We start from the raw sequence: 25,088 nt of genomic DNA, 5'->3' as shown, positions 1-25,088 counted from the left end.
GCATGTCGTTGGTAGCCGCGTCACTCGCGGCCGCCCCGTCCGGCGGGGAGAAGCTGCCCGCGCCGCACATCGAGTACGGGCAGCTCGCCCCGATGCTCATCGTGTTCGGCGCGGCCGTCGCCGGGGTGCTGGTGGAGGCGTTCGTCGGCCGCCGCACCCGGTACTACGTGCAGGTGCCGCTCGCCGCGGTCGGGCTGGTCGCCGGGTTCGCCTGGACGATCGCGCTCGCCGCCCGGGACAAGCCGTTCCACGCCGCCGCCATGGGCGCGATCGGCGTGGACGGCCCGACCCTGTTCGTCCAGGGCACGATCCTCGTGCTCGCCCTGGTCTCGCTGCTGCTCATCGCCGAGCGGCAGCAGGGCCACTTCACCGCGCAGGCCGCGGCGCTCCCGGGCACCGAGGCCGAGCAGGAGGCCGAGCAGCTGGCCACCGCGGCGGGGATCACCCAGACCGAGGTGTTCCCGCTGATGATGTTCGCGGTCGGCGGGATGCTGATGTTCCCGGCGTCCAACGACCTGCTGACGATGTTCGTCGCGCTGGAGATCATGTCGCTGCCGCTGTACCTGCTGTGCGGCCTGGCCCGGCGCCGCCGCCTGCTGTCGCAGGAGGCCGCGGTCAAGTACTTCCTGCTCGGCGCGTTCTCCTCGGCGTTCTTCCTGTACGGGACGGCGCTGCTGTACGGCTACGCCGGCTCGGTGCGGCTGTCGGACATCGCCGACCAGCTCAGCAAGGACGCGGGCAGCGAGACGCTGATGCTCGCCGGGCTGGCGCTGCTGTCGGTCGGCCTGCTGTTCAAGATCGGCGCGGTGCCGTTCCACATGTGGAAGCCGGACGTCTACCAGGGCGCCCCGACCCCGATCACCGCGCTGATGGCGTCCTGCACGCTCGTCGCGGCGTTCGGCGCGCTGATGCGCGTCTACTACGTCGGGTTCGAGACGCTGAAGTGGGACTGGCGGCCCTTCATGTGGGGTGTGGCGATTCTCACGATGGTCGCGGGCGCGGTCATCGCGATCACCCAGACCGACCTGAAGCGGCTGCTGGCCTACTCGTCGGTCGCGCACGCCGGCTTCCTGCTCACCGGCATGATCGCGGTGACCCGGGACGGCCTTGCGGGCACGCTGTTCTACCTGGTCGCCTACGGCTTCACCACGGTCGGCGCGTTCGCGGTGATCACCATGGTGCGGGACGCGGGCGGCGAGGCGGCGCACCTGTCGCGGTGGGCGGGCCTGGGCAAGCGGTCCCCGGTCGTCGCGGGCGTTTTCGCGTTCTTCCTGCTAGCCTTCGCCGGAATTCCGTTGACGTCCGGGTTTACCGGGAAGTTCGCGGTCTTCAAGGCGGCGGTCGAGGGACACGCGACCCCGCTGGTCGTCGTCGGCGTCCTGTCCTCGGCGGTCGCGGCCTTCTTCTACGTCCGGGTCATCGTGGTGATGTTCTTCAGCGAGCCCGAGGCGGACGGCCCGACCGTGGTCGCGGGACCCGCCACCGCGGCTGCCGTGGCGCTCGGCGTCACGGCTACTGTGGTACTCGGCGTCCTGCCCCAGCCGATGCTGGACCTGGCGGGACACGCCGCGACACAGATGTTCGTCCGGTAGTGGCTCCGTAGGGGGTTTGGGTGAGTAGCGCCGTTCCGTTCGGTCTGCCCGAAGGGCTGGCCTCAGATGTGCGGGAGCGGCTCGCCGCGGTGGAGGAGCTTCTGCTCGCCTCCGCCAGGGGCGACGACCCGCTGCTCTCCGAAGCCTCCAAGCACCTCGTCGATGCGGGAGGCAAGCGGTTCCGGGCCATGCTCGTGCTGCTCGCCTCCCACTTCGGCAACCCGGACGCGCCGGGCGTCGTCCCGGCGGCCGTCGTGGTCGAGCTGACCCACCTGGCGACGCTCTACCACGACGACGTGATGGACGAGGCGACCGTCCGGCGCGGCCAGGAGTCGGCGAACTCGCGGTGGAACAACACCGTCGCGATCCTCACCGGCGACTACCTGTTCGCCCGCGCGTCGGACCTGCTGGCCGACCTCGGCCCCGAGGCCGTCCGGATCCAGGCGCGGGCGTTCGCCCGGCTCGTCCGCGGCCAGATCCAGGAGACCGTGGGCCCGGCCGAGGGCGTCGACCCGCTGAAGCACTACCTGTCGGTCATGTCTGACAAGACGGGGTCGCTGATCGCGGTGTCCGGCCAGTTCGGCGCGCTGCTCGCCGGCGCGTCCCCGGAGGTCGTGGAGACCATCACCTCCGCGTGCGAGAAGATCGGCATCGCGTTCCAGCTCTGCGACGACATCCTGGACATCGCGTCCGAGACCGAGGAGTCCGGCAAGACGCCCGGCACCGACCTGCGCGAGGGCATCCGGACGCTGCCGATGCACCTGGTGCTGGAGGGCGTCGGCTCCGGCCCGGACGACGAGCGGCTGCGCGAGCTGCTGGTCACCGACCTCACCGACGACGTCCTGCACGCCGAGGCGCTCGCGCTGCTGCGCGCCCACCCGGCCATGGACCGGGCGCGCGCCGACATGCGCTCCTGGGCCGAGGACGCCCGCGCCGACCTGCTCACGCTGCCGGACATCCCGGCCCGCGCGGCCTTCATCGGCCTCTGCGACTACGTGGTCTCCCGCACCGGCTGATCAGCCGTCCGTCCAGGCGCGCAGGACGGCACGGCGCGCGGCGGGGCGGTGCACGGCGACATGAGAAAGGCCCTCTGCGGAGGGCCTTTTCCGTTCGTGCGGCTAGCTCAGCGGACGCCGGGGGTGAGCGGCGAGGGGATCACGGCCGGCCACGGCTTGTTCGAGACGCGGATCTTGGCGACCAGCGTGCGGGTCTCGCAGTGCACGGTCACCTTGTAGGTGCCGGACTTGAGGCCGCGCTTCACGGTCGCCTTCCCCTGCCCGTCCGCGCCCTTGCCGTAGATCACGACATGCTTGGTGAAGGCCTTCGAGGACGCCCAGTGCTTCTTCTTGCCGACCGCGCACTTGAGCACGTCCAGCTGGACGTGCTGGCCCGGGCGGGCGACGGAGGGGCTGAAGGTGACGTCGCGCGATGCGGCGGTGGCCTCGCCCGAAACGGGGGCGAGCAGACCGGCTCCGACAATGGCCGCTCCGACGACGGCCGTGCTGAGCAGACGCAACCGGGGCTCCTCGGGTGATGTGGGGTGGACGGCAGGTGGTGTGATCTCCCGCACTCTAGCGGGTGCGGGGCAACTCACTCTATAGACAGGTTTAGTCAGCCAAAGGTTGTCATATCTCTCAGGAAACTTTCAGCCTTCTTCGTAGCTCTTGCCGAAGAGCCGGCCGAGGGCTCGGGAGTCAGGCGGAGGACTCGCGAGTCAGGCGGGAGGGCTCGGGAGTCAGGCGGCGGGCTCGGCCACCGGGTCGGGGGTTCCGGCCGCCTGGCGGGCGATGCGGCGCGTGCGGCGTCCGGTGAGCAGGCCGTCCGCGGTGAGGATGAGCAGCGCCGTCCAGACGAGGAAGAACCCGGCCCAGCGGCTCGCGGGCATGGCCTCGTGCTGCACCAGCAGGCCGATCAGGAACTGCAGGACGGGCGCGAGGTACTGGAGCAGCCCGAGCGTGCTCATCGGCACCCGGACCGCCGAGGCGTTGAACAGCAGCAGCGGGACGGCCGTCACGATGCCCGCGGCGGCGAGCAGCGCCACGTTCCCGGGGCCGTGGTGCCCGAACGCGGCCGACCCGTTCACCTGCATCACGACCGACGCCGCGAGCGCCGGGACGAACATGACGGTCGTCTCGACGGCCAGGCTCTCCGCGGACGGCATGTCCGCGAACTTCTTCAGCAGCCCGTAGACGCCGAACGACGTGGCGAGAATGAGGGCGATGTAAGGGAGGCGTCCGTAATCGACCGTAAGGACGGCGACCGCCGCCGTCCCGAACCCGACCGCGGCCCACTGCCAGGGCCGCAGCCGCTCGCGGAAGATCACCACGCCGAACAGGATGCTGATCAGCGGGTTGATGAAGTAGCCGAGCGACGCCTCGATGGTCTTGCCCGTGTTGACCGCGAAGATGTAGGTGCCCCAGTTGGCCGAGATGAGCACCGACGCCAGGGCGAGCAGCCCGAGCCTCCGCCGGTCCAGCGTGCGGATCCAGGCCCAGTTCCGTCCCGCCGCGAGGATGGCGGCGACCGCGACCAGCGACCACATGATCCGGTGCGCGAGGATCTCCACCGCGTTGGCGGGCTTCAGCAGCGGCCAGTAGAGCGGGAACAGGCCCCAGAGAACGTAGGCGGCGACACCGAATACCATTCCGCGACGGTTGACCACAACGAGGAACCTACCAGGACGTAAGCAGCCAATCCAGGTGACGCTGATGACTGCGCAAGGGGGACGATCATGGGCACGCGGGACAGCTACGACGAGGTGGCGGAGGCGTACGCGGAGCGCTTCACGACCGAGCTGGACGGCAAGCCCCTCGACCGCGCCCTCCTCACCCACCTGGTCGAGCGCGTGGACGACCTGGGTCCCATCGCCGACCTGGGCTGCGGCCCCGGCCACGTCACCCGCTACCTGGCCGACCAGGGCGCCCGCCCCCTCGGCCTGGACCTGTCCCCGCGCATGATCGAGATCGCCTCGGCCGCCCACCCGGACCTGGGGTTCCACGTCGCGGACATGCGCGACCTGCACGTCCCCGACCAGATCTGGGGCGGCATCGCGGCCTGCTACTCGATCATCCACCTGGCCCCGGCCGAGCTGCCCACCGCGTTCGCCGAGTTCCGCCGCGTCCTGCGCCCGGGCGGCGCCGCGCTGCTCTCGTTCCACCTCGGCGACGAGGTCCGGCACCTCGACCAGTGGTTCGACCGGCCCGTCGACCTCGACTTCCAGTTCTACCAGCGCGCCGAGATCGAGTCCGCCCTCCAGGACGCGGGCCTCACCCCGGACGCCTACATCGAACGGAATCCTTACGTCCACGAGGTGGAGACCACCCGCGCGACGATCCTCGCGACGCGGACGTAGGCTGAGGAGCATGTTCGGCTTCGCGAAGATGGTCACGCCGGAGAACGCCCTGCCCGGCCGGGACGAGCCGATGCCCGTCCCGTCCCGCCACGAGGTCCTGGGCGCCCCGCTCACCCCGCCCTACCCCGAAGGCGCCGAGATCGCCGACTTCGCCCTGGGCTGCTTCTGGGGCGCCGAGCGCAAGTTCTGGGAGACCGAGGGCGTGATCACGACCGCCACCGGCTACCAGGGCGGCTACACCCCGAACCCCACCTACGAAGAGGTCTGCTCCGGCCAGACCGGCCACGCTGAGGCCGTCCGCGTCGTCTACGACCCCGCCAGGGTCACCTACGCCGCCCTCCTCAAGGTCTTCTGGGAGTCCCACGACCCCACCCAGGGCATGCGCCAGGGCAACGATGTGGGCACCCAGTACCGCTCCGCCATCTACACCCACGGCGAAGCCCAGCAAGCCGCAGCCGAAGCCTCTCGAACCGCCTATCAGAAGGTGCTCACCGAAGCCGGCTACGGCGAGATCACCACCGAAATCGAAAAGGCTCCGCCCTTCTACTACGCCGAGCCCTACCACCAGCAGTACCTGCAAAAGGTCCCCAACGGCTACTGCGGAATCGGCGGCACGGGCCTTTCCTGCCCTGTCGGTCTCACTACTGACTGACCTTTGCCTGGCCGACCGCCCTTTGGCTCAGCTGGTGGGGTGGCCGTGTTCGAGGTAGCGGGTTGATCCGTCTGCCCGCGCCTCGTGGGCTTGGACGATGCGGCGGGCGAGGCGCGCGATGGTCAGCTCGTGGATGTTGGCCACGGGGTGGAACTCGTAGGCATTGAGTTCGGCGGGGTCGAGGTGGATCTCGTTGAGTTGCTCCGGTGCGAGCGTTCCGCCGTCGAAGACGAACAGCACCTTGTCGCCCTCGGTTTCGGTGGGCGCCCAGTCGGCGATCAGGAGCCGTCCGATCGTGGGCGTGATCCCGAGTTCTTCCTGGACTTCGCGGACGGCGGCCTGTTTCGGCGTCTCGCCGCGTTCGATATAGCCGCCGGGGATGTCGCGGTAGTCCTTGTAGGAAGGGGCGACCAGCAGCACGTCGCCCTCTTGGTCGAAGAACAGGACGCCTGCGGCGGCGCGGGGCGTGGCGAAGCTCTCGGTCGGATCTGCGGTCACAGGACGACTGTAGGAGACAACTGTCGGCCGGGAGGGAATGGGGTTTCCCTCCCGGCCAAGGCTGTTCCGTTGTTCGGGTTAGGCGTCTTCGAGGATTTCGGCGAAGGCGATGATGACGCCGCCGGTGGCGTGTTCGCGAGTGGCGCCGACGAGAGGGCCGGCCTCGGCGGCGGCCGCGCTGGCCGACGCGTAGTCGGCGAAGTGCAGGTCCAGCAGGCGGTAGGCCGGGGTCGGGCTGCCGTCCTCCTTGGGCCAGACCTTCGACGCTTGCAGCCTGGTCAGGCCGGGAAGCTTGCGGGCCAGCGCGAGCTGGTCGGGGTAGGCCGCCTCGAACGCCTCCGGGTCGGACGGGTGGGAATAGACGAACGTGATCTTGGTGGGGTTTCCCTTTTCCGCCATGGAAGATCTCCCGCTTGCTAGTCTCGGTCGGTGAAGTCGAGCGGCCCCCGGCCCGGACGAATTTCCGCCGCCATAATCACCTGTCGATTGGCGTATGGCGGCGAAATCATTGCCCCTCGCGTTGGTGGCTCGCTCGCTGTTGATGAAGCGTAGATATGAGGACGGGTGGCGACCATGACCGCTCCGCCGGAGAATCTTGCAGATCGTCCAGGGGTGCAGGGCTTAACCGAGCCGCCCACGCTCGAAGGCTTGGACCAGCCGCACGATTTGCTCTCGGAACTGCTCCGCAGCGTCCGTTTGAGCGGAGAACGGATCGTCGCGCACGCTGCTTCCCCGGGCTCTTCACTCGGTTTCGCCGATGTGGGATGCCTGCACATCGTCGAGGAGGGCGGGATCGTCCTTCGAATCGACGGAGACACGCAGGTCAGGCACCTGAGCCGCGGGGACTTCGTGCTGCTGCCGCGAGGCGACCGGCACTGGGTCGGCGGCGAGTCGGCACGCTGGCTCTCCGGCACGTTCACGATCGGGGACCCGCAGGCGAGCCACCTGCTCGGAAGCCTCCCCGCCGTGGTCGTGATGAGCGGCGCGTCCGGCCCCGAAGGGCTCCAGGTCGCCCGCAAGATGATCATGATCGAGATGGAGTCGCCGTCGCAGGGGTCGGCGGTGATGATCGCGCGCATCCTGGACCTGATCTTCATCCAGATCCTGCGCGCCTGGGCCGCCCGTCCGGACGCCGAGCCCAACTGGCTGGCCGGCGCCTTCGACCCGCAGATCGGCGTGGCCCTGAGCGCGATCCACGGAGATCCCGCCCGTGACTGGACGGTCGAGAAGCTGGCCCGGGCCTGCAACCTCTCCCGCTCGGCCTTCGCCGCCCGCTTCGCCGAACGCGTAGGCAAACCGCCCGCGACCTACCTCGCCCACATGCGCCTGGACGCCGCGACCGACCTGCTCCGCGACACCATCCTCCCGGTCGCGCTCATCGCGAAGAACGTCGGCTACGAATCCGAGGCCGCCTTCAGCCGCGCTTTCAAGAACCGCTACGGCACGCCTCCCACGCGCTGGCGGCAAAACTCGCGGCACCGATAATGACTGGCCGCCCGCCGACAGCAGCCACCACCATCAACGGCATGGAAGAACCACTCCGCCGCATCCGAGCTCTCTACACGGCGTCCACGATCACCGTCTACCAGGCGTACGGCCCAGCCATCGGACCGGACGCGGCGCGGGACGGCCGTTTCCCCCCGACGTGGAAGCGGGACCGGATGACCTGGATCAAGCCGTCCTTCCTGTGGATGATGTACCGCTGCGGCTGGGGCGAGAAGCCCGGCCAGGAGACCGTCCTCGCCGTGGAGATCACGCGCGAGGGCTTCGAATGGGCCCTCCGCAACTCGTGCCTGTCGCACTACGTCCACGGCGTCCACGCAGATCGCGCCGCCTGGCAGCGGCAGGTCAAGCGCTCACCGGCCCGCGTCCAATGGGACCCCGAACGCGACCTGCACCTGCGCCCGCTGCCCCACCGCTCGCTCCAGCTCGGCCTCTCCGGCGAGGCCACGCAACGCTACGCGGACGAGTGGCTCGTCTCCATCACCGACGTGACCCCCCAAGCCCAAGAGATCCACGCCCTGGTAAAGCAGCACAACCTGGAAGCAGCAACGCGCCTACTCCCAAACGAACGCCCCTACCCCATCACAAACAACCTGCTCAAACACCTCGGCGCGTAACCCGTACCCCCAAAAGGAGGAGGTATCTCTCTAGGTGTGGAAAGTGATCTTGTTGGGGAGCAAGTGATCAGTGGGCGAAGCGCCCACGTTCTTCGGGGGGAGAACCACACGTGATGTCTGTGATCGATGGTGTCGACGGCACCACCTCGACCACCGTAAGTGATCTTCCGGCTACCGTGTTGGAGGTGGGTGAGTCCGAGCAGGAAACGGTGCGTCGTCCGATCCGGGAGCTGATGGACGATCGGCTGCTGGATGAGTTGCTGGCCAGGTCCCGGGACCAGGACGGCGGGCTGCGGCTGACCGGTGAGGGCTCGATGCTGGGTGATCTGGTCAAGGCCGTCCTGGAGCGGGCGTTGGAGGCCGAGCTGACCGCGCATCTGGGCTATGACCGGCATGTGCAGGGCGCGGGCGCGGTGGCGGGCAACGCCCGGAACGGGAAGATCCGCAAGACGGTGCAGACCGGGGTCGGGCCGGTTCAGGTGGCGGTGCCGCGGGACCGGGCCGGCAGCTTCGAGCCGATGCTGGTGCCCAAACGCGCCGGGCGCGTCTCCGGCGGCCTGGACGACATGGTCATCAGCCTGTACGCGCACGGCATGACGGTCCGTGACATCGTCCACCACCTCGACCAGGTGTATGGGACCCGGCTCAGTCCCGAGACCGTCTCCCGGATCACCGAGCAGGTGATGGAGGAGGTCAAGTCCTGGCAGCGCCGCCCGCTCGACCCCGTCTATGCCGTGGTGTTCCTGGACGCGATCGTGGTGAAAGTCCGCGACAACCACGTCGTGCACAACAAGCCGGCGTACCTGGCAGTCGGGATCGACACCGACGGCGACAAGCACGTGCTGGGCATCTGGGTGCCCAAGGCCGCCGACGGCCCGGTCGGAGAAGGCGCCGGGTTCTGGCGCGGTGTCGTCACCGACCTGCGCAACCGTGGAGTCACCGACATCCTGATCGCCTGCTGCGACGGGCTGGGCGGGTTCGAGGACGCCATCACCGCGGCCTTCCCCCACGCCACCGTCCAGACCTGCGTGGTCCACCTGATCCGCAACGCACTGCGGCCGGTCCCACGCAAGGACCGCGCCGCGGTCGCGGCCGAACTGAAGAAGGTCTACACCGCCGTCGACGCCGACGCCGCGTTCGACGCCCTGGCCACCCTGGCCACCAGCGAGCTGGGAAAACGCTACCCGCAGGCGGTGAAAGTGTGGGAGACGGCCTGGGAACAGGTCACCCCGTTCCTGGCCTTCACACCCGCAGTCCGCCGATTGCTCTACACCACCAACAGCATCGAGTCACTGAACTACCAACTCCGCAAGGTCACCAAGGCCCGCGGCCACTTCCCGACCGACGACGCAGTCGTCAAACTGCTGTGGCTGGCCATCGTCAACATCGAGGACAAACGCGCCCGCGAACGCGCCGCCAAACGAGCCAACGGCGACAAGCATCCCTTCCAACCCGCCCGACTCGTCGAGGGCACCAAAACCTACGGCTGGCCCGAAGCACTCAACGAACTCGCCCAGGCCTACCCGGGCCGCATCCGGTAAACACAACCAGACCCACCACAAGATCATCTTTACACACCTCGAGTTACAAGCTCCAAAAGGATCTTTAGGGGACTGTCAATTTTTCGGTGTAAGTCGATCTTGGATGGGTTAGTTGTTCCTGGTCAGGCGGCCGTCGAAGTGGATGTCGAAGGCGTTGAGGGCCGGCTTCCAGCGGCGGACCCAGGCGCCACGGCCTTTGCCGGTGGGGTCCAGTCCCATGAGCGCCATGTAGAGGCATTTCATCGCGGCCTGCTCGGTCGGGAAGTGGCCGCGGGCGCTCACGGCCCGGCGGAGCCGGGCGTTGATGGACTCGATCGCGTTCGTGGTGGCGATGACCTTGCGGATCTCGACGTCGAAGGCCAGGAATGGCACGAACTCGGCCCAGGCGTTGGTCCACAACCTGACGATCGCGGGATACTTGCGCTCCCACTTCTCGGAGAACTCGGCGAACCGGTCGAACGCCGCGGCCTCGGTCGGGGCGGTGTAGACGGGCTTGAGATCCTTGGCGAGTTTCGACCAGTCCTGCCTGCCGGCATAGGCGAAGCTGTTGCGCAGCAGATGAACCACGCAGGTCTGCACCACGGTCTGCGGCCAGACCGCAGCAACCGAGTCAGGCAGCCCCTTCAGCCCATCACAGACCAGCATCAGGACGTCCTTGACACCGCGGTTCTTCAACTCGGTGAGGACACGCAGCCAGTACTTGGCGCCCTCACCGTCACCGTGCTCACCGGCCCACAGCCCGAGGAAGTCGCGCTGCCCGTCGACCGTGACGCCCAGGGCGAGGTAGATGGGGCGGTTGGCGACCTGGCCGTCCCGGATCTTCACCCGCAACGCGTCGATGAACACCACCGGATACACCTCGTCCAGCGGACGCGACTGCCACTCGGCCATGCCCTCCAGCACCCGGTCGGTGATCGCCGAGATGGTGTCCTTCGACACCGACGCGCCATACACCTCGGCCAGATGCGCCGAGATCTCACCCGTCGTGAGCCCCTTCGCGCTGAGCGACAACACCATGCCGTCGATCCCGTCCAACCGCCGCTGCCGCTTCCGCACGATCTGCGGCTCGAACGAGGCGTCCCGGTCCCGCGGCACCTCGATCTGGACCGGACCCGCCTCGGTCAGCACCGTCTTGGACCGCTTCCCGTTCCGGGAGTTCCCACTGCCGCGACCAGCGGCATCGTTTTTGGCATAGCCCAGATGAGCGTCCAGCTCGCCCTCAAGCGAAGACTCCAGCACCAGCTTGGTCAGCTGCTGCAGCAACCCACCCTCACCCGACACCGGCAGACCCTGCGCCTGCAACTGCGCCACCAGATCAGCAACCTGCCCAGCCACAGCCGAAGGCACCTCACCAGCGGACTCACCGCCATCAACCGGCTTGCTCACGTTCGTCACAGGTGTCTCCTACACCTCAGGAGTTACACCGAAATTTCTACAGTCCCATCTTTAGGGGCGGTGGAAAATCGGTTGTGTTGGGGCGGGGGTGGGGCCTCAATGCTTTGTATGGGTGAGGTTCGAGGTTCGTACGATGATCTTTTTGTGGCGGTTCCCAATGCGTTGGGGGCCTTGCTGGACGCGGGGGACGTCGGGGGAGCGGTGGCCGTCTTTGTGGACGGGGAGCCCGTGGTCGATGTGTGGGGCGGGTTCGCGGACGCGGAGCGGGCCGTCCCGTGGGAGCGGGACACGATCGTCAATGTGTGGTCGGTGACCAAGACGATGACTGCCCTGTGCGCGCTCGTCCTGGCCGATCGGGGGTTGCTCGACCTGGATGCGCCGGTTGCTCGGTACTGGCCGGAATTCGCTGCGGCCGGTAAGGAGAAGGTGCTCGTCCGGCATCTGCTCTCGCATACTGCGGGGCTTCCCGACTGGGACGGGACGGTCGAGGAGTTGTTCGACTGGGCGTCCGCGACGGGGCGGCTCGCCGCGCAGGCTCCGCAGTGGGAGCCGGGGACGGCGGCCGGGTACCACTCGATCACGCAGGGGTTCCTGGTGGGTGAGGTCGTCCGGCGGGTCACCGGGCGGACGCTCGGGGAGTTCTTCGCGGACGAGATCGCCGGGCCGCTGGGCGCGGACTTCCACATCGGGTTGGGCGCCGAGCATGATCGGCGCGTGGCGGTGACCGTGCCGCCATCGGGCAAGGACGATGACTATGCCGCGAGCGCGCCCGGGGCTGCTGTCGGCGGGATTCGGGTGCGGGACGGGAACGGTGTGGGCTGGCGGCGGGCGGAGATCCCGGCGGCGAGCGGGTTCGGCAACGCGCGTTCGGTGGCGCTCGTCCAGTCGGTGATGGCGTGCGGGGGAGCGGCACGAGGGGTTCGGCTGCTTTCGGACGCGGGATGCGCGCGGGCCTGGGTTGAGGAGTTCAGCGGCGAAGACCGCCTGCTCGGGATGCGGGTGCGCTACGGGTTGGGATACGGACTGTTCGGAACCACCTATGGCTGGGGCGGGTGGGGCGGTTCGATGATGCTGGTCGAGCCCGACAACCGCCTGGTCATGGCGTACGTGACGAACCAGATGCGCGAGCCGGGCGACGACGGCCGGGGCATGGAGATGATCATGGCCGCCTACGAGGGCCTTCAAGGTCTGTAGGGCGGCCTACCAGGTCACGCGGGGCGGTCTGCCCGGCGCGCGGGATCAACCCGGGCCGCCCCGCGTGGCCGACCACCACCAGAGCCAGAGCAGGAACAGGGCGGCGGCGATGCCCAGGGCCAGCGGCCAGTTGATGGAGAACCGGCTGTGGGCCGCCTTGGCCTCGCGTTCTTCGCGGGCCTGCGCCATCCGGGCGACCCGTGCGGCGCGCGACCGCCGGACGGGCCGACTGCGGTAGACCACCTGGCCGTGCTGCGCGGGGCCATGGCCTGCCAGCCTGTGCTGGCGCCAGGGCGCGAGGACCGCGGCGACCACCATCGCCGCCGCGGCCGCGATCCCCGCGAGAAGCGGCCAGTTCAGGCCCTCGGTCCGTCGGTGTCCCATGAGACCTCGCCTCCTTCGGCCCTCATGGGGAGGATGCGTCCGAAACGGGGTTACCTAACCTCAGAACCGAGCAAAGTACTTGTGGTCCGCCAAACACGGGCAAAAGATCACGCGGGGACGGCCTCGTCGCGCGGGGCCGGCGGTACGTGCACGAAGCCCCGTCTGCGCCGTCCGCCCACGTTCACCCAGACGTGCGGACGGTAGGTGTCCGGACCGATCCCGTCGTATTCGTGCCGGACGATCCCCCAGTAGATCTCCTGCGACACGACCAGGACGAGCGGTCCGGGGGCCGCGCGCAGGCAGCGCTTCACGCTCGGCGCGTCCAGGAGTCGGCAGGCCACGTCCACCTCCTCGCCGCAGTACCCGTTCTCGTCCAGATGCACCTCCCCGGCGTGCAGGACGGCCCGCAGCCGCAGCTCGCGGCGGGCGAGCTCGGACGGCGGCAGCGCCCGGTTGTAGTCGGTGAGCGCGCGGGCGAGCTCGGGGATCAGCTGGGACAGCAGGCGGGGTTTGGGCAGCTCGTCCACGGGCCGGATCAGCACGAGGACGCCGTCGCCGCGGTCCTCGAACGGCTCGCACCAGCAGGCGTCCACCCCGGCGTGGGCCATCGCGCCGAGCAGCATGCGGTAGACCTGCGCGCGGAGTTCGAGCTTGATCGGGTTGGTGCGGACATCCACCGTCGAGCGCTCGATGTCGACGGCCAGGATGCTCCTGTGCACCGGGTCGATGCTCCCCATGAAGAGCCTCCATCTCCTCGGCCCCACGGGCCGTCACCTGTCCGGCGGACAGGAAGGGAAAACGCGGCCGCGTCGGTGCGGACCTGGGGTCCCGGCGGACCGGTGCGGAACCCGGGAACGCGGAGCGGTGGCACTGGCCTCGCGGCCAGAGGAGGTATTCGTAGTATCGACAGGGCTTTCGCCGTCGTGCAAGATGCACGGCCAGATGCCCGTGCGGAAGCAGTATTTTCTTACCTTTCAGCCAACGTCCGCATATCATTCGGACATCGGGTTGAGTGCGCGATTCCGGTGATGCGGTTCGCCCGCGTGTCTGGACGGCAGGAGCGACCCGGCGGAAAATGCAAGTTGCACGGCAATTCCCATCCGGGAAGAAGGTCGTTCCGCACGTGGCCGCTGTTCCGTCCGTCCGCCGCCGCAGGCTCGGGGCCGAGCTGAGGCGGCTGCGCGAGCAGACCGGGCTGAACGGCGAGGAGGCCGCGTCCGCGCTCGACTGGTCGGCGTCCAAGCTCAGCCGCATCGAGAACGCCCGGATCGGCGCGCGCGTCTCGGACGTCCGGCTGCTGCTGGAGCTGTACCGGGTGGACGAGGACCACCGCGGCGAGCTGCTCGCCCTCGCGCACGCCGCGACCGAGCCGGGCTGGTGGTCCGGGCGGCGGCTCGCCACGTCGCCGGAGTTCGACGAGTTCGTCGCGCTGGAGGACGAGGCGTCCGCGGCGCTGTGCTACTCGGTCTTCACGGTGCCCGGGCTCGTCCAGTCCGAGCCGTACGCCGCCGCGACGCTGCGCAGCGCGGGCCTGGTGACGGCCGACTCGCCGCGCACCATCCGCCGCCGCGTCGAGATGCGGATGCGCCGGCAGGACGTCCTGACCAGGCCGGACCCGATCGACTTCCGCGGCATCGTGGACGAGTCGGTGCTGCTGCGCTCGATCGGGGACGCCTCGGTCATGTTCCGGCAGCTCCAGCGGCTGCTCGAATTGATGCGGCTGCCGAACGTCGAGCTCCGCGTCCTCCCGCTGGACGGCTTCCACGGACCCGTCATGGGCGAGGCGTTCACGATCCTGGAGTTCGCCCCCGCCTACGACGTGACCTTCCCGGACGCGGTCTACATCGACAGCGTGTGGGGCAGCCGCGTGCACACCGACGACGTCGCGCACCTGTACCGGCTGTCGTGGGAGCAGCTGCACGCGCACGCCCTCGATCCGGACGCGTCGGCCGCGTGCGTCGCCCGCATCGCGGACACGGTGTGGAAGTGACGGTCAGCCGCGCTGCTTGAGCGCGCTGATCAGGCGCGCCGGTACCGAGAGGACGGGACCGTCCGGCCCGCGCTTGGTGTCCCGGACGGCGATCAGGCCGGGTCCGGAGTAGGCGACCTCGACGCAGTTCGACTCGCATCCGCACCGCGAACTCCGACGGAACACGCGCCGCGGATCGTCGTCACCTGAACCCGCGGCGAAACCGGAACCAGCGGCGAAGCCGGAACCAGCGACGAAACCGGAACCAGCGGCGAAGCGGGACGTAGATGTGCTGTTCACGCCGGCTCCCTCGGAAGTTGCTCTCTCGACAAGCATGAGTCGGAGAGCGACGAGTTATCACTCTCCGGAGTTGAGGCAGAGCATAGAGCAACCAAGCTCTCACCGTGGTGACCGGCACGTGACGTTGCCGTTGTTGCCGCCGCGCCACAGATACCTGTCGGTTGGGGCGAGCTTTCGGCTGCGAAGTGGGCAGGTTATGGCTATGACGAAAGCGGGTCTGCGTACCGAGCTCGAAGCCGTGGTGGCTCTTGAGGACACGGCCGAGGTGGTGGGGAGCGGCGACGTGCCCGTCCTGGCCACGCCGCGGCTGGTGGCGCTGTTCGAGGCGGCGACCGTGCGGCTGCTCCTGGGGCAGCTGGTCGCGGCGGACACCTCGGTGGGGACGCACGTGGAGATCGACCACCTCGCGGCGAGTCCGGTGGGCGCGCGCGTGATCGTGGCCGCCGAGCTGACCGAACTTGACGGTAGGCGAGCGCTGTTCGACGTCCGCGCGACGGCGCCGGACGGGACGCTCCTCGCCACCGGCAAGGTGCGCCGCGCCATCGTGAACCGCGACACGTTCATGTCCCGACTGGCCGACACGTCCACGTAGCCGACCGGTTCCGGATGCGCGGTGGCGGTTGCGCGGTGGCGGGTGCGCGCCAGCAGGTGCGCGCCGACCAGCGGACGCTGGCCGGCGCACGTCGGCGGGTGCACGTCGGCGGGTGCACGTCGGTGGGTACATGGTGGCGGGTGCACGTCGGTGGGTGCATGGTGGCGGGTGCACGCCAGCAGGTGCGCGCCGGTCGGCGGACGCTGGCCGGTGCACGTCCGCGGGTGCGGGGTGGTGTGTTCGCGGATAGCGAACAGGAGACGGCGAAGCGCCGGGCTCCTCCGGTCGAGAGGAGCCCGGCGCTTCGCGTTGCGCGTCCGCGGGAGGCGGAGGGCTTGGGGTCAGTACGGCAGGAGGCGTCCCGTGGGCGTCCTGAGATCGAGCGGGCTCGGTTGACGTGGAGGTCGCGGGCGTTTGACGAGCTGCTGCCGTGCCATGGTGATCATCTCCCCCGTCGGGCCGGGTTTAACCCGTTCGATCGAGCCGATGTCGCGCTCACCTTGTTCGACGTGTCCGCCGAACGTGAGGTTCGATGAGCTTATGCGACGGCCTCTGCCCGTTCGACCGATTTTGCGGAAGCCGGGCGTGCTTTGTGTGGCGGAGGCGTCGCGCAGCGTCAGGGTTCCGAGGGCCGTTTCGCGTGTCCGTTGCCGCCCTGGACAGGTGGTTCGGGACGTCCATTATTCGATGCCGGTCAGAATCGGTCAGGAGACGATGTCGCGGTTGCGGAAGCGGCGGAACGCCAGCGCCAGCAGGACCGCGGCGTAGGAGGCCGAGACCGCCGCGCCTTTGATCATTCCGGCCCACTGGATCTGCGGTTGCAGCGCGTCCGTCCACGCGTACATCCAGTGCGTCGGGAGGACGTCGCGCCAGCCGCCGAGCGCCGTCACCGCGTCCAGGATGTTGCTGACGATCACCAGCCCGACCGCGCCGCCCACCGCGCCGAGCGGGGAGTCGGTCAGCACCGAGAGCAGGAACGCCAGCGCCGCGACGACCAGCTCGCTGACCAGCGCGTACGCGACGACGATCGCCATCCGGCCGAGCGCGGTGCCGACCGGCACGGTGCCGCCGGTCGGCAGCCGCACGTCGTGCCAGCCGAACGCGACCGTCCCGGCGACCAGCGACATCAGCGGCAGGCTGAGGACGGCGACGACCGCGTACCCGAGCGCGACGACCAGCTTCTGCCGCAGCAGCCGCGCGCGCGGGACGGGCGCGGCGAGCAGGTAGCGCAGCGACGACCAGCCCGCCTCGCTCGCCACCGTGTCGCCGCAGAACAGCGCCACCGCGACGACCAGCAGGAACCCGGCCGAGACGAACAGCGCGAAGAGCGCGAAGTTCAGCGCGCCGGCGGTCGCGACGTCCACGAGTCCGGGCGCGCCCTGCCGGGACGGGTCGCCGCCGATCTCGAACGCGGCGACCAGCACCCACGGCAGGACGAGCAGGATCGCGAACGCGAGCAGCGTCCGCCTGCGCCGGAACTGCCGGACCGCCTCGACCCGCAGCGGCAGCGTCCGGCCGACCGAATACCCGGCCGACGACCCGTCCGGATTCGGGGTGTCCTCCGCCGCGCGGGCCGCGACGGCGTCGCCGTTGAGGTGCACGGTCATGATCCCTCCCCGATGATCTCCAGGAACGCGTCCTCCAGCCGGCGCCCGCCGCTGGCGATCTCGCTGACCGGGCCCGCCGCGACGCGCCGCCCGCCCGCCATCACCACCGCGTGCGTGCAGGTCTGCTCGACCTCCGCGAGCAGGTGGCTGGACACGATCACGGTCCGGCCGGACGCGGCGTACCGGACGAGCACCTCGCGCATCTCCCTGATCTGCGGCGGGTCGAGCCCGTTCGTCGGTTCGTCGAGGACCAGCAGGTCGGGCAGGCCGAGCATGGCCTGCGCGATCGCGAGCCGCTGCCGCATGCCCTGCGAGTACGTGCGGACGGCCCGGTCCAGCGCCGCGCCGAGATCCGCGATCTCCAGCGCCTCGTCCAGGTGCGACGCCCCGGCCGGACGTCCCGTCGCGCGCCAGTAGAGATCGAGGTTGTCCCGTCCGGACAGGTGCGGCAGGAAGCCCGGCCCCTCGACGAACGAACCGAGCCGCGACAGCACCGGCGCGCCCGGCGTCACCCGGTGCCCGAAGATCCTGATCTCGCCCGCGTCCGGATGGATCAACCCCATCAGCATGCGCAACGTCGTCGTCTTGCCCGCGCCATTCGGACCGAGGAGCCCGAGCACCTGCCCCCGCTCGACCCGGAACGACAGATCCGAGACCGCCCGGTACCCGTTCGAGTACGCCTTCGTCAGCCCAGTGATCTCCAACGGCACATCCGCCGCCGCGCGGCCCTCGGACTCGCCCGCTGTCGCGCCGGTCCCGGAGGCGTCCGCTGCCGTGTCGGCGCCGGACGCGTCAGCCGCCGAGCGATCGTCGCTCCCGCGCCCGACCGGAGTGCGGCCGTTTGCGAGCGGTCGGGCTTGCGCCAGTGCGAGTTCGCCGTCTCCGTTGGTCTGGGCCGGCACGGCCGTGGCGTTCGCTTCGGCTTGCGCGTGCCCGTTGACCTGGGACGACTCGTCCGGCGGCGCGCCTGGCGTGTGGGCGAGGGTCGGTTTCCGGTTGCGGCCGGTGACGAGGATGCCCGCGGCGATCGCGGCGGCTGCCAGGGGCAGCGCCCACACCCACGCGGGGAGCGGCGCCGCCGGGGTGCGCAGGGACGGAACGGACGGCACGGTGATCCCCGACGTGGCCGCGACCGTGTACGTCGCGGGCCGGGTCGGCGTCGCGAAGCCCATGTCGGTCGTCGAGACCACGACGCGGATCCGGTGTCCCGCCTCGAACCGGTAGTCCATCGCGGGCAGCGTCACGGTCACGTCGTTCGCCGCGGACGCCTCGCTCCCGCCGCTCCCGCCGTTGAGCCCGCTCCCGCCGTTCGGCGCCCCCGCGCTGTTCGGCCCGTTCGCGCCGAGGGGCCCGTTCGCGCCGAGGGGCCCGTTCGCGCCGTTGGGCCCGCTCCCGCTGTTCGGGCCGGCCGTGCTGTTCGGTCCGTTCGCGCTGTTCGGGGCGGCCGTGTTGGTGGGCGCGCCGGTGTTTTGTGGCCCGGTTGCGTGGTTCGGGGCGGGGACGTGGAAGGGCGCGGCGAGGCGGCGGGCCGGTGTCGCGCCGCCGCCCGGGGAGACGTCGTAGACCTTGGCGAACAGGGACGCGCCGTCCGGCGGCATGCCCGTGACCTTGAGGCGCACGGATGCCGCGCCGGTCAGCTGGACCGGCGACGTGAGTGCGGGCGTGTCGAACGTGGCCGACTGGCCCGGGACGTCCATGGCGAAGCCGCCGCCGCTGCCGCCGCTGCCCCCGTCGCCGCCACCACCGCCGGGGCCGCCGCCGCCCATGAGCTGGCCGCCCATCGAGCCGAGCGCGTCCAGGCCGCCGAGGCCGGGCAGCGCGGAGATCGACGCCGGGGTGCCGCCCGCCGGGTTGTTGACCGTCTGCGCGGCCCCGCGCAGCGGAAGCGTGCGCGGGCTCGCCGACAACCCCGGATACGTCCCGGTGGACGCGGCGCGCACGACCACCTTCTGGCTGGACGAGTCGATCCCGCCCGCGCGCGTCACGGTGAAGCCGTCGCCCGCCGACCTATCGCCCGCCGAGCCGTCGCCGTTCGCGCGGCCTGCGTCGCCGCCGGACTTGCCGGTTTTCAGATAGGCGTTGAACCAGTCGCGTACATAGCCCTCCAGCCGGTCGGTTTCGGGGTCGCCGCCGTCATGTCCCCCCTGATACCACACGCTTCGGACGGGCGAATGGTTGCGTGCGATCGCGCTCGCGTTCGCATCCGCCTGATCCAGCGGGAACAAGGAGTCGGATTGTCCCTGGATGAGAAGTGACGGCACCCGGATTCGGTCCGCCACCGACGCCGGGCTGGACGCGGCCAGAATCCGCACCGCCTCCTGCGTAGGACGTCCGGACTCCGCGACCTGCTGGTACATCGAGCACAGCGCCGGAAGGAAGCGCCCGCAGGCCGTCCCATTGGAGCCGCTGGTGAAGAAGAGCCCGGCCCACAGCTTCTTGAAGACGCCGGACTCCGGGCCCTGGCCGTTCGCGTTGGGGAAGAACACGTTCGGGAGGCTGTTCCACGTGATGCGCGGCGCGATCACGTCCACGCGCCGGTCGTAGGCGGCGGTCATCAGCGCGATCGCGCCGCCGTAGGACTCGCCGGTCATGCCGACGCGCGGGTCGTTCGGGCCGTCCAGCCGCACTTCGGGACGGCGCGCCAGCCAGTCGATCAGCTGCCGGACGTCCTTGACCTCGTAGTCGGGGGAGTCCAGCGCGATCTGCCCGGTCGAGCGGCCGAAACCGCGCGCCGACCAGGTCAGCACCGCGTAGCCGTCGCGCGCCAGCCGCCGCGCCTCGGCGCGCACGTCGTCCTTGGTCCCGCCGAACCCGTGCCCGAGCAGGATCGCGGGCGCGCGCCCGCTCCCGGCCGGACGGTAGAACGCGGTGTCCAGCCGGACGTGCTGGTCGTCGCGCGGACCGTCCACCACGGAGATCCACTGGTCGGACGACCTGACCGGCGGCCCGTCCGAGGCGACCCCGTAGACCAGGCCGCCCGCCGCCACCAGTGCCGCGACCCCGCCGACGGCCGCCCAGCGCCGTCCCGGGCCGCGCAGGGCCGTCCAGCGCCGCACGAAGCCCCCTGCCGTCCGCATATCCGGCAGACTACGTGCCCGCCGAGCTCCGACGGTCCGTCAGAGGTCCAGACCGTCCGTGCGCCCGGTGCGGTAGCGCCGCCCGCCCCGTCCTCCTCAAGCAGGACGCGGCCCCGGCCACTTGGCCACCACCTGGGAAAGGCGCGCCGAGCCCCGTTCGCGACCTCCCGGGGAGAACGCGCGCTGGGCCGTTCGCGTCGGAGGACGGCTCCGTCCGCCCGGGGTCAGGCGAGGGCGGAGGCGAACATGCTCGCCAGGCGGTGGGTGAGCATCTCGGGGTCGGCCGAGCGGAGGTCGGCGATGTCGAGCATCCGCCGGACCGGGCCGCCGCCCATGATCACCATGGCGGCGAGACCCGCGCGGACCCGCCGGTCGGGGCCGTCCAGCTTGGCGACCAGCGGGGCGACCAGCACCGCGTCCATGTGGTCGCGCAGGATGCCCTGGACCTCGGGGTTGCCGACTGAGCGGTCCAGCATCCGGACGAGCGGGCTCGGCGGGACGCGGTGGATCTGCCGGACGACGTGCTCGGCCAGCCTCCGGGGCAGCAGCGCCGCGTCCGGCGTCGCGGTGATCACCTCGCGCAGCGCGGACTCGCCGGCGAGGACCTCCCCGAACAGCGCGGCCTTCGAGCCGAAGTAGCGGTTGACCAGCGCCACGTTCGCGTCCGCCGCGGCGGCGATCATCCGCACGGTGACGTTGTCGTAGCCGTGCTCCCCGAACAGGTCGCGCGCCGCGTCCAGGAGCCGCCGCCGCGTCGCCTCCCGGTCCCGCTTCCGGACGCCCTGCCCCGCGCAGTCCTCACCGGCCGCCTGCGCCGCACTGTCGCCGACCTGCGCCGCGCCTTTGCCGGGCCGCTCTGTGTCGTCGCCGACCTGTCCCGCGCCTTCGCCGACCTGTCCTGCGCCTTCGCCGGGCCGCTCTGTGTCGTCGCCGACCTGGTCCGGGCCGTCCCGGTCGGGGAGCCCGCCGGAGGTGTCGCTGGTGAGTTGGGTCATTGCTCCCGGCTCCAACGTGATCCTTGTCGCTTCCAGTATCCCGGAGGTTGCAAGTAAACGAGCGTCTACATAGCATATATGCAAAACACAGGTAATTGATGAGGGGGCAGAGTGGCTCAGGCGGGCGTGGTACCGCAGGGTCCGGGTGCTGCGGCGGCCGGGCAGGTGCCGGCGCCGGTGCGCTATTCGCACCGGCAGATCCTGGAGATCCTCTCCGGGCTGATGATGGCCATGCTGACGACGATGATCTCGACGTCGGTGGTCGGCACCGCGCTGCCGACGATCGTCGGCGACCTCGGCGGCCAGGACCAGCTGTCCTGGGTGGCGAGCGCGTCGCTGCTGACGATGACGGCCTCGACCCCGCTGTGGGGCAAGCTGTCGGACATCCTCGGCCGCAAGCTGATGTTCCAGTCGGCGCTGGTCATCTTCGTCCTGGCGTCGGTCGGCGCGGGGCTGTCGCAGAACATCGGGCAGCTGATCGCCGCCCGCGCGTTCCAGGGCCTCGGCGTCGGCGGCGTCTCGGCGCTGGCGCAGGTCATCCTCGGCGACGTCGTCACGCCGCGCGAGCGCGGACGCTACTCCGGCTACATGGGCGCGGTGTTCGGCGTCGCGACCGTCGCCGGGCCGATGCTCGGCGGCTTCATCGTGGACGCGGACGGGCTCGGCTGGCGCTGGTGCTTCTACGTCTGCGTGCCGCTCGCGATCATCTCGCTGCTGGTCATGCAGAAGGTGCTGAACCTCCCGAAGATCAAGCGGGACACCCGGATCGACATCTTCGGCGCGTTCACGATCACCGGCACCGCGACCGTCGTGATGCTGATCCTGACCATGGGCGGCAAGGAGTTCGGCTGGAACTCCAAGTGGACCTACATCCTCGGCGCGGTCGCGTTCGTCCTGCTGATCGGCGCGGTGTTCGCCGAGCGCGCGGCCCGCGAGCCGATCCTGCCGCCGCGGCTGTTCCGCAACCCGACCTTCGTGCTCTGCTCGATCGGCTCGCTCGCCGTCGGCGTCGCGATGTTCGGCGCGATGATCTACCTGCCGCAGTACCTGCAGATCGTCAAGGGCATGTCGCCCACGCACTCCGGCCTGATGACGCTGCCGATGGTGGCGGCGATGTTCGTCACCTCCACCGGGTCCGGCCAGATCGTCACCCGCCTCGGCCGCTACAAGTGGTTCCCGGTCGTCGGTCTCGCGCTGGTCGCGAGCTCGATGTTCCTGCTGTCGCGGCTGCACGTCGACTCCAGCAAGCTGGTCATCGGCGCGGACATCGCGGTGCTCGGCGCGGGCCTCGGCCTCACCCTGCAGATCATGATCCTCGCCGCGCAGAACGCCGCCGCGATGACCGACCTCGCCGCGACCACGTCCGGCGTCTCGTTCTTCCGGAACCTCGGCGGCGCGATCGGCACCGCCGCGTTCGGCGCGATCCTCAACAACCGCCTCACCCACCACCTGGCGGACGGCCTGGCCGCCGCGCACGTCACCCCGCCCGCGGGCGGCGGCGCCTCGCTCGGCACGCCCGAGGCCGTCCAGCACCTGCCGCAGCCGTTCAAGGGGATCGTCCTGGAGGCGTTCACCGAGTCGCTGCAGACGGTGTTCCTGGTGGGCGTCCCCGTCGCGGCGGTCGGCTTCGTCGTGGTGCTGTTCCTCAAGGAGCTGCCGCTGCGCACCGCCGCCGGCCGCGCCGACCAGACCCCGGGTGCGTCTGCCGACCCCGCTACGGCAGACGCCCCGGTCCCAACGTCCGGACGCCACGCCCGCGACGACCGCCAGCTCGTCGGCGTTGGCGCGACGAACGGCACGTCCGCGAACGGCCTCGCGTCCGCAACGGCTCCGAACGGCCTTCCCGCCAACGGAGTGCTCGCCGCTTCCAACGGAATGCATGCGAACGGGCTAGCCGCTTCTAACGGACGCGCTGCGGGCGCGACGCAGACCGCCCCCGCGACGCAGGCCGTCCCCGCAGCGCAGGCCGTCCCCGCGACGCAGGCCGTCCCCGCGACGCAGGCTGTCCCGGCGACGGTGTCGGCGGCGCAGGGTGCGACCGTCAGTGGTGTGGTGCGCGGCGGGGACGGCTCGCCCGTCGCGTCCGCCGCGCTGACCCTCATCGACGTCGGCGGACGCCAGCTGGGACGCGCTCTCACCCAGCCGGACGGCGGGTACGCGCTCGCCACCCCCGGCCCCGGCACGTACGTGCTGATCGCCGCGACCGGCGGGCACGAGCCGCAGGCCGCGACGCTCGCCGTCGGGGACCGTCCGGTCGAGTTCGACATCGTCCTCGCCGGGAACGGCGGCCTCGCCGGGACCGTGACCGGCCCGGACGGCGGCCCGATCGACGGCGCGACCGTCGTCGTCACCGACGTCCGCGGCGAGGTCGTCGGCACCGGACGCACCGGAGCGAACGGCGAGTACCAGTTCAGGGACGTCGTCGCGGGCACCTACACGATCGCGGTCAGCGCCGATGGGCACCGCCCGGCCGCGCTCCAGGTCGTCGCCGCCGACACCGGGCAGACCCGGCAGGACGTCCGGCTCCCGGCGGGCGTGCACGTTCGCGGCGTCGTCCGCGACGAGGCGGGCCTCCCGGTCGGCAGGGCGCGGGTCACGCTGGTGGACGCGGCGGGCAACGTGGCCGCCGTCAGCACCACCGGTCCGGACGGCGAGTACGCCTTCACCGACCTGACCGGCGGCCGGTACACGGTGATCGCGTCCGGGTACCCGCCGGTCGCCACCGGGCTCAACCTGGGCGGCGGCAGCCTGGACGGCCACGACCTCCGTCTCGGCTACCCCGTCGAGTGAGGCCGCCCGGGGCCGTCGTGCGGGGCGGCCCCGGGTCCTGGCCGTCCGTCCCGCCGGGGTGGCGGCCAGGCGCAGAGACGGCTCCCACAAGGGGCATTGCAAGGACCCCGGCGCCGGCGGACCCACCCGTCCGCCGCCGCCGGGACCCGGGCCTGGACCGACCCGGGCAGCGACGACTTCGGATTGCGGGCGTGACTTGATGGAAGAGAGCGGGGAGCTGCGCGCGGCGGTGCGCACGAGGGACGGCTGGGCGGTCCCGCATGCGATCGTGACGATCACCGATCTCGCGGGCGCGCAGGTCGCGCGCGAGCAGGCGGGCGAGAGCGGCGACCTCGCGGCTCCCGCGCCGCGGCCCGGCACCTATACGGCGATCGTGACGGCCGCCGGGTTCGCGCCGTCCGCGTCCACCCTGATCGTGACCGCGTCCGGACGCGCCGACCTCGGCACGATCGTGCTCGCCCGCGCGGGCGGCGTCGAGCTCCCACCGCCCGGCCCGTGGACGATCGACCCGGCGCACTCGTCGGTCGCCGCGATCGCGCAGCACCTCGGACTGTCCAGCATCCGGGGGCGCTTCGCGACCTTCGAGGGACGCGTCGCGATCGCCGAGCCTGTGGAGAAGTCGCAGGTCGTGGCCCGGATCGACGCCTCGTCCATCGACACCGGCACCAAGCTGCGCGACGACCACCTGCGCTCGCCCGACTTCCTGAACGTGGACGAGCATGCCGTCATCGAGTACCGGGGCCACGGCCTCACCGCCCGGGGCACCGACCGCTGGACCGTCCACGGCGAGCTGACGCTGAACGGCCACACCCAGCCCGTCGACCTGGACCTGACCTACCTGGGCAGCGGTGCCGACCCTTGGGGCGGCGTCCGTGCCGCCTTCCGCGCCACCGCCCAACTGCGGCGCGTCGACTTCGGCATCCGCTTCAACCAGATTCTTGAGGCGGGCATCGCCGCGGTAGGCGACAGCCTGAAAGTCGAGCTGGAAATCCAGGCCGTCCAAGGCGAGACGCTCCCCGGCTAGAAGACC

23 protein-coding genes are annotated in these 25,088 nt (G+C 70.6%); 12 read left to right on the top strand and 11 right to left on the bottom strand.

What is annotated here, in order from left to right:
• Positions 1-2: 2 nt before the first annotated feature.
• Positions 3-1,592, top strand: coding sequence for an NADH-quinone oxidoreductase subunit NuoN (gene nuoN / locus FHU30_RS43465; RefSeq protein WP_253883644.1), 1,590 nt, complete (start codon positions 3-5; stop codon positions 1,590-1,592).
• Between the two features lie 20 nt (positions 1,593-1,612).
• The gene (locus tag FHU30_RS43460; protein WP_253883573.1) at positions 1,613-2,608 is read left to right on the top strand and encodes a polyprenyl synthetase family protein; all 996 of its coding nucleotides are present in this window, start codon (positions 1,613-1,615) and stop codon (positions 2,606-2,608) included.
• Between the two features lie 107 nt (positions 2,609-2,715).
• On the opposite strand, the gene FHU30_RS43455 is transcribed toward FHU30_RS43460, so the two are convergent.
• Together FHU30_RS43455 and rarD are read right to left on the bottom strand one after the other, a co-directional pair.
• Positions 2,716-3,108 (bottom strand): hypothetical protein, encoded by a 393-nt coding sequence (locus tag FHU30_RS43455; RefSeq protein WP_253883572.1) that lies wholly within the window; start codon positions 3,106-3,108, stop codon positions 2,716-2,718.
• Positions 3,109-3,327: 219 nt separating this feature from the next.
• Positions 3,328-4,236 carry an EamA family transporter RarD gene (rarD, locus tag FHU30_RS43450; protein ID WP_253883571.1) on the bottom strand — a complete coding sequence of 303 codons (909 nt, stop codon included), beginning with the start codon at positions 4,234-4,236 and terminating at the stop codon, positions 3,328-3,330.
• An 87-nt stretch (positions 4,237-4,323) separates the two neighbouring features.
• Here rarD and FHU30_RS43445 point away from each other — a divergent pair, with 87 nt between their 5' ends.
• Together FHU30_RS43445 and msrA are read left to right on the top strand one after the other, a co-directional pair.
• On the top strand, positions 4,324-4,944 hold the full coding sequence (locus FHU30_RS43445) for a class I SAM-dependent DNA methyltransferase (RefSeq protein WP_253883570.1): 621 nt from the start codon (positions 4,324-4,326) through the stop codon (positions 4,942-4,944).
• A 10-nt stretch (positions 4,945-4,954) separates the two neighbouring features.
• Entirely contained in the window at positions 4,955-5,596 is a 642-nt protein-coding gene (gene msrA / locus FHU30_RS43440) for a peptide-methionine (S)-S-oxide reductase MsrA (RefSeq protein WP_253883569.1), read from the top strand.
• A gap of 27 nt (positions 5,597-5,623) precedes the next feature.
• Here the strand turns inward: msrA and FHU30_RS43435 are convergent, their stop codons facing one another.
• Complete coding sequence (locus FHU30_RS43435; protein WP_253883568.1) at positions 5,624-6,094, bottom strand: NUDIX domain-containing protein; 471 nt, start codon at positions 6,092-6,094, stop codon at positions 5,624-5,626.
• A gap of 78 nt (positions 6,095-6,172) precedes the next feature.
• The gene (locus FHU30_RS43430; protein ID WP_253883567.1) at positions 6,173-6,493 is read right to left on the bottom strand and encodes an EthD family reductase; all 321 of its coding nucleotides are present in this window, start codon (positions 6,491-6,493) and stop codon (positions 6,173-6,175) included.
• A 174-nt stretch (positions 6,494-6,667) separates the two neighbouring features.
• Between FHU30_RS43430 and FHU30_RS43425 the strand changes: the two genes are divergently transcribed.
• From FHU30_RS43425 to FHU30_RS43415, 3 genes are all read left to right on the top strand, one after another.
• Positions 6,668-7,579, top strand: coding sequence for an AraC family transcriptional regulator (locus tag FHU30_RS43425; protein WP_253883566.1), 912 nt, complete (start codon positions 6,668-6,670; stop codon positions 7,577-7,579).
• Between the two features lie 41 nt (positions 7,580-7,620).
• A complete protein-coding gene (locus tag FHU30_RS43420) occupies positions 7,621-8,214 on the top strand; it encodes a DUF4291 domain-containing protein (RefSeq protein ID WP_253883565.1) in 594 nt (197 codons plus the stop codon).
• Positions 8,215-8,447: 233 nt separating this feature from the next.
• Complete coding sequence (locus FHU30_RS43415; protein ID WP_372503903.1) at positions 8,448-9,755, top strand: IS256 family transposase; 1,308 nt, start codon at positions 8,448-8,450, stop codon at positions 9,753-9,755.
• A gap of 108 nt (positions 9,756-9,863) precedes the next feature.
• Here FHU30_RS43415 and FHU30_RS43410 read toward each other — a convergent pair whose 3' ends face one another.
• A complete protein-coding gene (locus FHU30_RS43410; protein WP_372503872.1) occupies positions 9,864-11,102 on the bottom strand; it encodes an IS256 family transposase in 1,239 nt (412 codons plus the stop codon).
• A 192-nt stretch (positions 11,103-11,294) separates the two neighbouring features.
• On the opposite strand from FHU30_RS43410, the gene FHU30_RS43405 reads away from it, so the two are divergent.
• Complete coding sequence (locus FHU30_RS43405; protein ID WP_253883564.1) at positions 11,295-12,344, top strand: serine hydrolase domain-containing protein; 1,050 nt, start codon at positions 11,295-11,297, stop codon at positions 12,342-12,344.
• Positions 12,345-12,389: 45 nt separating this feature from the next.
• Here FHU30_RS43405 and FHU30_RS43400 read toward each other — a convergent pair whose 3' ends face one another.
• Positions 12,390-12,728 carry a hypothetical protein gene (locus FHU30_RS43400; RefSeq protein WP_253883563.1) on the bottom strand — a complete coding sequence of 113 codons (339 nt, stop codon included), beginning with the start codon at positions 12,726-12,728 and terminating at the stop codon, positions 12,390-12,392.
• 107 nt (positions 12,729-12,835) lie between these two features.
• Positions 12,836-13,465, bottom strand: a complete 630-nt coding sequence (locus FHU30_RS43395; protein WP_253883562.1) for a hypothetical protein — start codon at positions 13,463-13,465, stop codon at positions 12,836-12,838.
• A gap of 386 nt (positions 13,466-13,851) precedes the next feature.
• Between FHU30_RS43395 and FHU30_RS43390 the strand changes: the two genes are divergently transcribed.
• A complete protein-coding gene (locus tag FHU30_RS43390; protein WP_253883561.1) occupies positions 13,852-14,718 on the top strand; it encodes a helix-turn-helix domain-containing protein in 867 nt (288 codons plus the stop codon).
• Positions 14,719-14,721: 3 nt separating this feature from the next.
• Here the strand turns inward: FHU30_RS43390 and FHU30_RS43385 are convergent, their stop codons facing one another.
• Positions 14,722-14,997, bottom strand: coding sequence for a DUF397 domain-containing protein (locus FHU30_RS43385; RefSeq protein ID WP_253883560.1), 276 nt, complete (start codon positions 14,995-14,997; stop codon positions 14,722-14,724).
• 202 nt (positions 14,998-15,199) lie between these two features.
• Between FHU30_RS43385 and FHU30_RS43380 the strand changes: the two genes are divergently transcribed.
• The gene (locus FHU30_RS43380; protein WP_253883559.1) at positions 15,200-15,589 is read left to right on the top strand and encodes a thioesterase family protein; all 390 of its coding nucleotides are present in this window, start codon (positions 15,200-15,202) and stop codon (positions 15,587-15,589) included.
• A 704-nt stretch (positions 15,590-16,293) separates the two neighbouring features.
• Here FHU30_RS43380 and FHU30_RS43375 read toward each other — a convergent pair.
• The 3 genes from FHU30_RS43375 to FHU30_RS43365 all read right to left on the bottom strand — a co-directional run bounded on the left by FHU30_RS43375 (position 16,294) and on the right by FHU30_RS43365 (position 21,268).
• On the bottom strand, positions 16,294-17,196 hold the full coding sequence (locus FHU30_RS43375; RefSeq protein WP_253883558.1) for an ABC transporter permease: 903 nt from the start codon (positions 17,194-17,196) through the stop codon (positions 16,294-16,296).
• Positions 17,193-20,273: an alpha/beta fold hydrolase gene (locus tag FHU30_RS43370; RefSeq protein WP_253883557.1), complete on the bottom strand. Its 3,081-nt coding sequence runs from the start codon at positions 20,271-20,273 to the stop codon at positions 17,193-17,195. Before FHU30_RS43370 ends, FHU30_RS43375 begins: the two co-directional genes overlap by 4 nt.
• 224 nt (positions 20,274-20,497) lie before the next feature.
• On the bottom strand, positions 20,498-21,268 hold the full coding sequence (locus tag FHU30_RS43365) for a TetR/AcrR family transcriptional regulator (protein WP_253883556.1): 771 nt from the start codon (positions 21,266-21,268) through the stop codon (positions 20,498-20,500).
• A gap of 111 nt (positions 21,269-21,379) precedes the next feature.
• On the opposite strand from FHU30_RS43365, the gene FHU30_RS47520 reads away from it, so the two are divergent.
• On the top strand, positions 21,380-24,058 hold the full coding sequence (locus FHU30_RS47520) for an MFS transporter (RefSeq protein WP_308211501.1): 2,679 nt from the start codon (positions 21,380-21,382) through the stop codon (positions 24,056-24,058).
• Between the two features lie 199 nt (positions 24,059-24,257).
• Positions 24,258-25,082: a YceI family protein gene (locus FHU30_RS43350; protein ID WP_253883555.1), complete on the top strand. Its 825-nt coding sequence runs from the start codon at positions 24,258-24,260 to the stop codon at positions 25,080-25,082.
• Positions 25,083-25,088 lie beyond the last annotated feature (6 nt).

This window comes from Actinomadura rupiterrae (assembly GCF_024172125.1).
Taxonomy (GTDB): Bacteria; Actinomycetota; Actinomycetes; order Streptosporangiales; family Streptosporangiaceae; genus Spirillospora; species Spirillospora rupiterrae.
This window is presented reverse-complemented; position numbering and strand designations above follow the sequence as displayed.